The 11,346-nt window shown below is 43.1% G+C and carries 10 protein-coding genes; 6 read left to right on the forward strand and 4 right to left on the reverse strand.

Annotation, left to right across the window (positions count from 1 at the left end; translation table 11 throughout):
- Window positions 1-95: 95 nt before the first annotated feature.
- Both AB4185_RS13675 and AB4185_RS13680 read right to left on the reverse strand, forming a co-directional pair.
- Window positions 96-1,400 carry an inosine/guanosine kinase gene (locus AB4185_RS13675; protein WP_372135551.1) on the reverse strand — a complete coding sequence of 435 codons (1,305 nt, stop codon included), beginning with the start codon at window positions 1,398-1,400 and terminating at the stop codon, window positions 96-98.
- 129 nt (window positions 1,401-1,529) lie between these two features.
- Complete coding sequence (locus AB4185_RS13680) at window positions 1,530-2,009, reverse strand: CreA family protein (RefSeq protein ID WP_017064645.1); 480 nt, start codon at window positions 2,007-2,009, stop codon at window positions 1,530-1,532.
- 248 nt (window positions 2,010-2,257) lie between these two features.
- Here AB4185_RS13680 and AB4185_RS13685 point away from each other — a divergent pair, with 248 nt between their 5' ends.
- From AB4185_RS13685 to AB4185_RS13695, 3 genes are all read left to right on the forward strand, one after another.
- Window positions 2,258-2,752, forward strand: coding sequence for a hypothetical protein (locus AB4185_RS13685; RefSeq protein WP_017064644.1), 495 nt, complete (start codon window positions 2,258-2,260; stop codon window positions 2,750-2,752).
- Window positions 2,753-2,812: 60 nt separating this feature from the next.
- Window positions 2,813-4,621: an HD domain-containing phosphohydrolase gene (locus AB4185_RS13690; RefSeq protein ID WP_372135552.1), complete on the forward strand. Its 1,809-nt coding sequence runs from the start codon at window positions 2,813-2,815 to the stop codon at window positions 4,619-4,621.
- A gap of 303 nt (window positions 4,622-4,924) precedes the next feature.
- Window positions 4,925-5,650, forward strand: a complete 726-nt coding sequence (locus tag AB4185_RS13695; protein ID WP_048612527.1) for an HAD-IA family hydrolase — start codon at window positions 4,925-4,927, stop codon at window positions 5,648-5,650.
- A 408-nt stretch (window positions 5,651-6,058) separates the two neighbouring features.
- Here AB4185_RS13695 and AB4185_RS13700 read toward each other — a convergent pair whose 3' ends face one another.
- Together AB4185_RS13700 and AB4185_RS13705 are read right to left on the reverse strand one after the other, a co-directional pair.
- Window positions 6,059-7,483 carry a methyl-accepting chemotaxis protein gene (locus tag AB4185_RS13700; protein ID WP_017064641.1) on the reverse strand — a complete coding sequence of 475 codons (1,425 nt, stop codon included), beginning with the start codon at window positions 7,481-7,483 and terminating at the stop codon, window positions 6,059-6,061.
- 148 nt (window positions 7,484-7,631) lie between these two features.
- The gene (locus tag AB4185_RS13705) at window positions 7,632-8,855 is read right to left on the reverse strand and encodes an aromatic amino acid transport family protein (RefSeq protein WP_017064640.1); all 1,224 of its coding nucleotides are present in this window, start codon (window positions 8,853-8,855) and stop codon (window positions 7,632-7,634) included.
- Window positions 8,856-9,301: 446 nt separating this feature from the next.
- On the opposite strand from AB4185_RS13705, the gene AB4185_RS13710 reads away from it, so the two are divergent.
- The 3 genes from AB4185_RS13710 to AB4185_RS13720 form a co-directional block, all read left to right on the forward strand.
- Window positions 9,302-9,430 carry a hypothetical protein gene (locus AB4185_RS13710; protein ID WP_017059831.1) on the forward strand — a complete coding sequence of 43 codons (129 nt, stop codon included), beginning with the start codon at window positions 9,302-9,304 and terminating at the stop codon, window positions 9,428-9,430.
- Window positions 9,431-9,635: 205 nt separating this feature from the next.
- Window positions 9,636-10,247, forward strand: a complete 612-nt coding sequence (locus AB4185_RS13715; RefSeq protein WP_017059830.1) for an ACP phosphodiesterase — start codon at window positions 9,636-9,638, stop codon at window positions 10,245-10,247.
- A gap of 57 nt (window positions 10,248-10,304) precedes the next feature.
- A partial coding sequence (locus AB4185_RS13720; RefSeq protein WP_136975199.1) for a DEAD/DEAH box helicase occupies window positions 10,305-11,346 on the forward strand: 1,042 nt, incomplete at its 3' end.

Below are 11,346 nucleotides of genomic sequence, written 5' to 3' on the forward strand. Positions count from 1 at the left end.
TTGAATACAAAAAGGGCTGCATATAGCAGCCCTTCAAGGAATGGGTAATCTCACTTGGCGTTAACCTCTAAGAGGTAACTACCTAATATGGCCGATTAACGATCCCAGTATGTTTCTTCTAAGCTATCTTCGCGTTCAGGCAGTGCACGAGAAAGGCGAGGAGAGTGCTGAGTCAACACTTCGTAGCTTACACGGTTTGCGTACTTACAAATTTGAGACAGTGAAGAGTACGTCAGACAAGCGTGCTCGTGTTTCTCTGAGTTTGGTACATTCACGTGGTGGTAGCTGTTTGCTGCCATGTCGTGAAGTAGTGCTGAAAGTGCACCATCGCCAGCGCCATTGGTATTCTTAATCTCAAGTGGGCCGCCTAGGTAAGGGCCAATGTGAGAGTACACTTTTACTGGGTCTTTACAGTCTTGCTTACGCATCGCACGGCTGAATTCGTATTTATTGAACTCAGGGATGTTACCCGGTAACAATGGCAGTGTGGTTTCGCGTTTCGCTGGTTCGTCAGTGTAACCTGCCATGTATAGACCAATAGGGCCTGCAGTACATAGAACTAGGTCAACCCACTCAAGTGCCTTGTTAGCAGCCAATAGAGGATCTTTTTCACCCGTTAGTGCTTCACCTTCATCTTCGTTCATCGCGACGATAGTTACGTTTTCTTTCAGGTATTCTTGCCACCATTCAGCGTTGCCTTCGATCACATACTTAGTACCAAGTGTTAGTACAACAGGCACATTGTGCGCTTTCGCGTATTCAATCGCTTTTTGTACCGCTTTTGGCATCGGATCTTCAGGTTTGCCACGCATTAGGTATGACGACACAACCAATGCAGACGCTTTCTCGAACACTTTTTCAGGAATGCTTTCTGGAAGAAGTTGGTTCATGTGGCCTTCATTGATTGCAAACGTACGTTCGCCATCTTCAGAAATAAGCGTGTAGCAACGACCGATTGGACCATCAACAGTTTGAAGGTGGTTTAGATTCATACGAGAAGAAGTGCGGCAAAGGTAACGATAACCAAATGAGCCAACTTCGATCTTCTTAGACATTACGCCAAGCAGGACAGATTTGCTGTCTGCAAGTACGGAATAGTTGTGCAGTGTGTTGCCAATAGTATCGCCAGGGTATTGATGCGTGATCAAACCGCGCTCTACTAACTCTTCATACAGCGCATCTGCTTTACTTTCTTCCAATACCAGTGAGTGACCTTTACTCAGCTCGTATTTTTCTAGGAACGCGTTGTCAACACGGGCTTCGATGTCAACAATCGTTTGGCCAACACCCACAATCGTTGCGCGGTGAAGCTTAGGCGTTTGTTGAATTTGGTTGACCAACGGATCACGTGCGTGAGTTGGAAAGTAGTGCTTAGATTTACGCTGTCCAGGAAACTTCATATGAAAAATACAGTGAAAAAATTTTGCCGCATGATATCACATTTTGTTTCTGTTTCTTTCATTTTTATTACATTTTGAATCACCTGCACAATGTCTGTACAGGTGATTCAACTAACTATATGTTTGAAACTACTCGGTTGGCTGTACTAACGTCGCTGGATCAACGTAAGCCTCTGTACCCCAAAGTGGAACAGTTGAAAGGCTATGTTTGAAACTGCCTTCCGTTTCTTTGGTGGTGTAAGACAAATAAAGTAGCGATTGATTCTCTGCATCGTAGATACGACGAACCTTCATTGTTTTAAAGAAGATACTTTTCGATTGCTTGAATACCACTTCGCCAGACTTACTCTTGTCTATTTGAGCAATCATTTCTGGTGTAATTTCACCTGTTTGACGACAAGATATAGAGCTATCACTTGGATCAGAAAGGCTAAGGTTTGCTTCGATTGATGCGATATGACAGGTAACACCCGCGATCTTATCGTCATCTAATGAAGACATCTTGATATCCTTCATTGTGAAGAAACCCAGTGAGACGTCGCCAACCTCGTTGTCCGAACAGCCAGCTAACATTGTCACGATACCTGCTGCTATTAAGGCTTTTTTCATAAGAAGTCCTTTTTATTTATATAGTTCTGTTTACTATAAGGATATTGAAAGCTTGGATACGAGTGTAGAGCTTTTCGTTAAGTTCTTAAAGGATGTTGTTGGATAATGAAAAATATGAAGCATTTAAAGTACTTGTTGGCCTTGGTCATGCTCTGTATGCTCTCTGCTTGTAGCTCGGCACCTCAGCCGACCGTATGTCTTCCAAATAACTGCGATATTTGGGGATACTAACCGTAGGTACTAAAAGAATGAATAACGAAATACCTGAAATTGCACACAAGAAAAACCAATGGCTATTTAGTCAGCTCGATATTGCTTACCCCGCAAAAGAGAGCCTCCTCGGCCGTGAACTTTATCAAAGCAAACTTCCATCCAAGACATACCAACTCCTAGCACAAGATCAAACTCCTTCCCAAATTGATGAACTGCATAAAGTCGATTTCCATAAATTGACCGTGCTATTTTCACTCAACCAAGCAAGCGTTTACCAAGATGAAATCGAAAGGGCACACATGCTTGAGTTCTTGAGCCAAATTATGCTTTCTGACGATCATGTATTATATATTGGTACTCAAAACGGTGAAGTTGTGGCGAGCGCTATCGTCACAGAAGCGGATGGTTCCCTATTGATCTCGGATGTCGTTGCTGAAAATGGTCAAAGTATCAACAACTTTGCTAAGCAGTTACACGATTTTTGGGCACAAGATCATGCTTCTTGCGATAAAGTATGGATCGAGAACTAAAGATTCTTTGACAAAGCGTTAATCTAAGTACAATACCCCGTCTTATTTAAAGGGTATTGTATGTACAAGCTATTGATATCAATCGCTGTATTATGTGTTAGCGCTTATTCTTCACTCAGTTTTGCTAACGACTGGGATATTAAACGCATCCTAGTTTTACACTCATACGAACCTTCTTATCAATGGACTGCTGACTTCCAAAAAGGGATAGACAGTGCGTTCAGCCAGTCTCAAACCGAAGTTAAACTCTCAATAGAGTATTTGGATTCAAAGCGTGTCCACAGCCCAGAGTATTACGACTCTCTCGCGAACTACTTACGTGCGAAGTATGCAGGTTATAAATTTGATGGCGTAATTGCGACGGACGATAACGCAGCCAATTTTCTTGAATCTCTGCCTAATTTGATTGATCGCTCCACACCTGTCGTTGCAGCCGGCATCAATGATTTCAGCACCGACATGTACGCGGTGTCTGACAGAGCAACTGTGCTTTACGAGAACGATCAGATAGACGTTAATATTAAGCTGATCTCCAAATTAAGACCTAATCTAAAGAATCTCTATTTTGTAAATGATTACAGTGTCACGTCTGAATTGATTCATAAAGAAATGAACAAAATGATGGCTGAATTTTCAAATATCAATCTCGTAGAAATTCGCGACTTGTCGCTGGAGCATACGAGCCAATTTTTGGAAGGGATCTCTGCGGACGATGCGGTATTGCTCAGTCATTACAACACCGAGTTAAAGCAAGGGGTTTATCACACTTACCAAGAGATTGCGGATACGTTGTCAAAAGCGAGTGCTGCTCCGGTGTTTGCTTTGTGGCAGTTCTATATTTCGGGTGATGTACTCGGTGGCTACGTTAATCACTCACAAAGCATGGGTGAAGAGGCCGTCGATGCGTTGGATAAATACCTTCCACTTGGTTTTACTACACCGTTAACTCCCGGAGACAACAAACGTTTTGTATTCAATTACCCTGCAATGAAGAGATACGGGATTAGTGGAAACGCGTTACCTGACGAAGCGGTTTTCATTAACGAGCCTTCATCCTTTATTCGCAAAAACTTCCAGTTGTTATTGGGGCTGTCGATGGTGATTGCGGGTTTGAGCCTGATCATCTTGATGCAATTTGTCACTCTGCGCCAAAAGAAAGAGTTGGCGAATAAGAACAAACGAATCTTAAAGCTTCAGAAACAGACCTTGAATATCCAAAAGGATATGATTCATGTTCTCGGAGAAGCAATTGAAACCCGCTCTGGCGAAACAGGTAATCACGTTAAGCGTGTAGCCAAGCTGTCTGCATTGCTAGCGAAGTATCGTGGCTTGAGCCATCGTGAGGTCGAGATGATTGAGATCATCAGCCCAATGCACGATGTGGGTAAGATTTCTGTCCCTGAATCGATCTTGGATAAACCTGGGAAATTAACCGACCAAGAGTGGGAGGTGATGAAGCTTCATACTACGGCTGGCTATAACTTACTGAAGAGCGGAGCGGGTGATATTACCAACCTCGCAGCAATCATTGCTAACGAACATCACGAGCGTTGGGATGGTGCTGGATACCCGAATGGCAAAGTGGGGGATGAAATACACTTGTTTGCTCGTATCACAGCTGTAGCCGATGTATTTGATGCGCTCCTTAGTGCACGTTGCTACAAAGAACCGTGGCCATTAGAGATGGTGGTCGATTTGTTCGAGCGAGAGTGTGGCTACCAGTTTGATCCTCAGCTAACTAAATTGCTACTGAAACACTTACCCGAGTTTGTCGCTATCCGAGATTCGTACCCCGATACTGGAACTGTAGAATATGCGTCTTCACCTTCGCTTGAAGCTAAGGTCTTAGAAGAGTCGGTTGTTAGCTAATTGTCGCTCTATCTGAGTAGCCTATAAGCCATTTTTTTTATCGATTCACCACGATCCGGCTAGGAAGTAGTGATTTATATTTTCTCCTGAAATTGAGTCGCTTATGTAAACCTCGCAGCATTTGATTTCGTAGAATTTGGGCTAATTTGATGAAAACTGTTGCTTATGCCGAGCGATAAAGTGATCAACTCCATATTTCGCGAAGAGAAATAAGCCTGTATCTGCAAACTGTTACCTCAATCATCTCGCGCATTGAAAGAACACTATAGGATAAAACTTGGATTCAATCTGAGTGAGATACCTATGCGGTTAGAACAGACTAAATGTGTGATTTTCGATTGTGACGGAACACTTATCGATAGTGAAAAGCTGTGCTGCCAAGCTTTGGTGAACGTTTTCACTGGCTTTGGAGCGGAGCTAAACGTCAACGACTGCTATGCGCATTTCCAAGGCGGGAAGCTAGCTGACATCTTAATGGATACACAAGAACGTCTTGGGCTATCTATCTCGATTGATACACTCGAACCGTTATATCGCACTGAATTAGAAGCACTGTTCCAGCGTCATTTAAAACCGATGGACGGCGCTATCGAACTTATTGAATTTCTCAAACAACAAGACATCGAGTTTTGTATTGCTTCCAATGCACCGAAATCTAGAGTTGAATCTTCATTGGCGATGACAGGCATGCTAGACGACTTCAAAGGCAAAGTGTTCTCAGCTTTTGATGCTAACAGCTGGAAGCCAGAACCTGATCTAATCATGTACACAGCCATGAACATGGGCTTTCTACCGAATGAGTGCATCTACGTGGATGATACGTTGAAAGGGATTGAGGCTGGTGTTCGCGCGGGTATCCAATCGTTTCGATTACGCCCGAGTATTGATGAAGCAATCGTAGATCCCGAAGCCGACTCAGCAGAACTCGCGGCTCAGGATATCTACAGTTTAGAAGAAATTTCAGTTTGGATTAATGGCAAGCACTGCTCAAATGGTGGTATATCGAATTCTGCAGCTTTGGTGGGGTAGAGCTTAATTGAAGGCTGACTACCTTACTAAATTGTTTGGTGTGGAAACCGCAAGATGCACAAGTAAACTTTTCTCCACTTTCTGAAAGCAGATACTCGTCGTGTTGGCATAAAGGGCATGTAATGTCGTCGGTGTTTGGTGTTTCTGTTTTATTCATTATGTGTCACCTGCAGCAAGAGGGTAAGCGAAAAAAGACCCGTTCAATTAGATTACTCCTAAGCTCGAATATTAGACAGTTCTGACACTTCTTAATCTCTCCTTTGCGACTTGCTTCATGGTAATTGATAATGTCATCGTTATTGACCATGGTTCTTGTAATGTTATTAAACAAAAGCCAAAAAGAAAGGACCCATTACGAGTCCTCATTAGTTTGTTTTCAATTCACGCCGCTAGTTCACCAGTTGATCCTTAAGTTCGGTAGCGTGCCAATGTCTGAGATAGAGAAACCGACGCTTCTGTTAGCCTAGATACGCCATTTGAAGAATTCTGAGCCACGTCTTTAATCACATCGGATTGGCTTCGAATATCGTTAAGCTCTGCTGCAATCGTATTGGCAACGTTACTTTGCTCATCGGCTGATGTTGCGATTTGGATACTCATGTCCATTAGTGCTTGAGCTGAATCTGCAATCGAGTTTACGTCGTGACCAATGTTTGAAATCAACTGGCTACTGGTTTGCGCTTGGTCAACCGTCTGTTCGGTGATCTTCGCGATATTTTGGCTCTCTTGCTGTAAGCGTTCAATCATCGCTTGGATTTCTACAGTAGCCGACTGAGTGCGGCTTGCCAGTGTTCTTACTTCATCAGCAACAACAGCGAAACCTCGGCCTTGCTCGCCCGCACGAGCGGCTTCAATCGCGGCATTTAAAGCAAGTAAGTTAGTTTGCTCTGAAATAGCATTGATCGTCGTGATGACCTCGTTAATTTGGCTCGTATTCACATTCAAGCTAGTAACAGAAGATGAGGTTTGCTCAATCAAAGAAGAAAGGGTGGTGATTTCCGAGATTGCCTGTTGAACCTTCGCGTGGCTATCGTTGATTTGCTGCGCGTCTTGTTCTGTTTGTTCAGTTGAGCGTGCAGAGATGTTAGAGACTTCATTTGCCGAAGCTGTCATCTGATCCATTGCTGTCGCTACAGAGTCTAGAGAGGCATTTTGGCTCATGATTTGTGTTTCGCTGCGCTTCATCTCAGTTTCGAAAGAAGCCGATGTTTCGCTTAGCGTTGCTGCACTGTGGTTTACGTTGTTGACTAACTCACTAAGCGTGTCCATTGAACGGTCAAGCGCACAACCAATCGTGCCGAACTCATCACGGCCAGGGTGGAAGCCAAGGCGTGATGTTAAGTCACCATCACCAATCTTTTGAGTCGTTGAATAAAGAACCCAAAGTGCGCCGCCTAGGAAAGTCGCTACCCAGTAACAGAAAAGACCAAAAGGCACACACCACAAGAAGCTCAGTAATAAAGTGTACAGTGCTTGCTGCTTTTGATTCTGTATATCGTTAGTTGAAACGGTAAGTGAGTAGTAGTTGCCATCTTGTGCGAGTGCTGTGGCAGTCACAGAACCATTATTTGAAATAGTGGTTTGTTGAGCGCGAGTTTGCTGGCTAACAGAGCGAACAGATGCCGGGGAATCTGATGCTGATAAAATGCCTTGCAGTTGATACTCGACCTGCTGTTTTGCAGTTACGTCAATGTGTTCCATTTTGTTGACGTAGTTCAGTCCAGCTAGGCTTGCCAGAGCGGCAAAAAAGATTAAGAAAATGACCCAAAATTTGTCGTTGATCGACATCTTGATAAACAGTTTGTCTATCGTTCGAAATTGTACTTCTTTCATAAAAACTCCACGGTAAATCCTTTACCGTGGACTCTAAATAACCGACCTCAATAAAAATGTGACTTCAATCTACTAATTGTGAAAATTAATGATAGTGACATGTTATTTGTGAGATCCGGATCAAGTAAATTAGTTCTGTATAGGTTTATTAGCCCAAAGAAGGCAGTAACCCTACTGAAATAAGAACTTGAATGGCAATGATAAATACGCCAACGCTACCTGCTAAAAACAACGCTTTGCTACCGCCTAACACTTGGTAACTGGCTTCTGCAGATTGAGGTTTGACAGAGAAATCAGTGTAACGAACCTTGTAGACCATCACTGTTGGTAACAGAATCGCGAGCACTGAAAGTGCAATGGCTGCGTAGCCTAAAGCCATGATGAAGCCTTGTGGGTAAAATAAGGCAAACCCCAGTGGCGGTAAGAAGGTGATAGCAGCTGTCTTAACACGTTTTGCGTTACCTAGTTTCTTGCTCAGTGAGTCGCCCATGAATTCAAATAAGCCCAAGCTTACACCAATAAAAGATGTCAGCAGTGCAAGGTCCGCAAACACACCGACGATCACGCTTAGGTTGGATTGATGAACAGTTTGCGATAGTGAGACTAATAGCGCGCCTAAACTTGTATCAGACAATAATTGCTCTTGGCTAATCACACCCAAAGTAACACTTTGCCAGAAAACGTAGATAACCAGAGGCAGTGCCGAGCCAATAATCATTACCTTACGTAAAGAACGAACGTCACCATCTAGGTATCGAACAATTGATGGGATGCTGCCGTGGAAACCAAAAGAGGTAAACACAACCGGAATCGCCGCCACAATCAGGCCTTGCTGTAAAGGCATGCTCATTAGGTATTGAGAGGTAATGTTTGGCGCCAGGAAGCTGAGTACCAAAACCATCGCGATAAGCTTTAAGCCAAACAAAACGCGGTTAACTTTATCAACACTGTGTGTACCAATCGTCACAACGCCGGCAACTAATAGGGTAAATAGAAGCGTGGTGATTTGAGCATTGAGTTCGATACCCGCGATATCCGAAATTCGTTGGTTAAATTGCGCACCGCCGCCAGCTATGTATGCCGCACACAGAGCGTAGAAAAGAAACATCACCGCGAAGCTCGCAATCCACTTTCCTTTTGTCCCCAAAATGGTATGAGCTAACGTGTGTAGGGTAGCGTCAGATTCTGCGAATTGGTGAAGCTCTACCATTAATAGCGCAGTAAAAGCCATTAACGCCCATAAACCCAGCATCAAGAAAAGTGAAGTTGAAAAGCCAATACCTGCAGAAGCAAGTGGAAGAGCGAGCATGCCAGCACCAATGGTTGTGCCTGCAATGATCAAAGTACTACCAAAAACCTTTGATTTATTCATTGTATATAATTCTTTACGTTAGGGTGTGTTTTCATTGTAATTCTTCTAGCTTAAGCGCATAAACCCAAAGAATATCTCGATTTTGAAGTATTCTGATTGAGTTTAATTCCAAATGCAATTCTTATTGTAATTAAAAACATCCACTGTAAATTAATATTTACACAAAGGGGCGTGTCAGCATTCAATTGAGCAAAGCAAACGTTTGACCATGATCGGTTTCAAAATTTATAGAGTAATTTGTTGTACTTGGTGTAAGGTGGCAGTACATATGTCGTTCGCGTATACCCCTTTAGCGCAAAAAAGCGTTAATGATCGCGAGTAGCTTTAAGCTATGAATATGGAATGGGTAGAGTAGAGTGCGTTCATCAAAGTGACATAATATAAGTCCAAGATGGTGCACTAGTTAATCGGACATCATGTCCACATCAAGGAATAGAGGGGGCACAATGAGTGACCAATCTTATAATGACGAAAGTCTAGAGTTGTTAGATGCTATGGAAATTGGCATTGATTTGTCTGACTATGAGCAGACAGTGAAACAGTTAGCAGAAGAGCTTTTCAAGTCTTCGAACTAAGCTTTTAAGATCTTTAATTCAGTTTCAACTGAAACGTTTTAAAGCTAAAAGTTTTCTTAGCTAAAGCTTCTCAAAGCAAACAATTCTAAACTGAGCAAATCGCATTCGCTCACACGTCATACCAAAACTATCCTCATTAAAGTTCGCGAAGATAAACGAGTACGTTTACCATGTTACTTAGTTCTCGATACTTTAATGAGGTTCAATGAACTTTCTCGCACACCTTCACATCGCCAAGCACTGTAACAGCAACTTAGCAGGTAACCTGTTAGGTGATTTTGTTAAAGGCGACCCTAATAAACACTATTCTGATTCCCTTTCTGACGGTATTAGGCTTCATCGATTTGTTGATAGCTATACTGATCGTCATGATGTATCTCGTTCTGCAAAATCACTTTTCTCAGACCAAACACGACGCTTTGCGCCTATCGCACTCGATGTATTTTGGGATCACTGCTTAGCCAATCATTGGGATCAGTTTTCACAGCAGACATTAGAGCGTTTTTGTTTAGATAGCCATGAGCAGATCTTTGAACATCAAGAGCCACACTGGCCTGAAAATTTCGTTATGGTTCATCAGAAAATGGCTGAGCATAGATGGTTAGAGAGCTATCAAGACATGTCATCTATAGAGGTGGTGTTGCAGCGAATGGCGTTGAGAAGGCCTAAGCTCGGTATGCTCGAGGCATGTTACGATGACCTCGAACGTCACTATGATACGTTGCAGTGTCACTTTAATGAGCTTTATCCCAACGTTTTAGAGGAAGCTAAGCAGTTTAATGCGCTTCAAATGAAGAAAAATCAAAAGGAAAGGTAAACAGCGTAATGCAGGTTTGCTACAATCCGCGCCTATTTAATCTTTGAGCATCATACTATGTCTGAATCTACAAAATCTTTTAACCAACTAGGATTATCTGAGCATCTTCTTGCCACGTTGTCTGAGCTTAATTTTACGGCTCCTACCAGTGTTCAAGAACAAGCAATTCCATTGGTATTAGAAGGCAAAGATGTACTGGCTGGTGCTCAAACGGGTACAGGTAAAACGGCTGCGTTTGGTTTACCGATTATTCAAAGATTAATCGAGACAAAAGACAACGTTATTCCGAACCCTAAGCTCGTTCGTGCGCTTGTATTAGTGCCAACTCGTGAATTGGCACAACAGGTTTTCGATAACTTAACTAGCTACGCAAAGGGCACCGACATTAAAGTCGTGGTGGCTTACGGCGGCGTTAGCATGAAGGTGCAAACTGATAACTTACGCGGTGGCGCAGATATTCTTGTCGCGACGCCTGGTCGTCTTATTGATCACATGTTCACTAGAAACATCATGTTGAGCCAAACGGAAGTACTGGTACTGGATGAAGCTGACCGTATGTTAGATATGGGCTTCATGCCTGACATCAAGCGTATTCTTTCTCGCATGAACGAAGTGCGTCAAACTCTGTTCTTCTCTGCAACGTTTGATAACAAAATCAAAGCGATTGCACACCGTATGATGCAGAAGCCAAGTGAAATCCAAGTTACTCCAAAAAACAGCACCGCTGAAACCGTAACACAGATGGTTTACCCGGTAGATAAGTCGCGTAAAAGTGAGCTATTAGCGTATTTGATTGGTTCAAAAAACTGGCAACAAGTGTTGGTGTTCACAAAGACTAAGCAGGGCACTGATGCTCTCGTTAAAGAGCTTAAGTTAGACGGCATTAAAGCGGCATCAATCAATGGCGATAAGAGCCAAGGTGCGCGTCAAAAAGCCCTAGACGATTTCAAGTCAGGCAAAGTTCGTGCGTTGATCGCAACCGACGTGGCAGCTCGTGGTATTGATATTCAGCAGCTAGAACAAGTTGTGAACTATGACATGCCATTTAAAGCAGAAGATTATGTTCACCGCATCGGACGTACTGGCCGTGCGGGTAACA

Origin of the sequence: Vibrio sp. 10N.286.48.F5, assembly GCF_041469785.1 — a bacterium.
Taxonomy (GTDB): Bacteria; Pseudomonadota; Gammaproteobacteria; order Enterobacterales; family Vibrionaceae; genus Vibrio; species Vibrio crassostreae_C.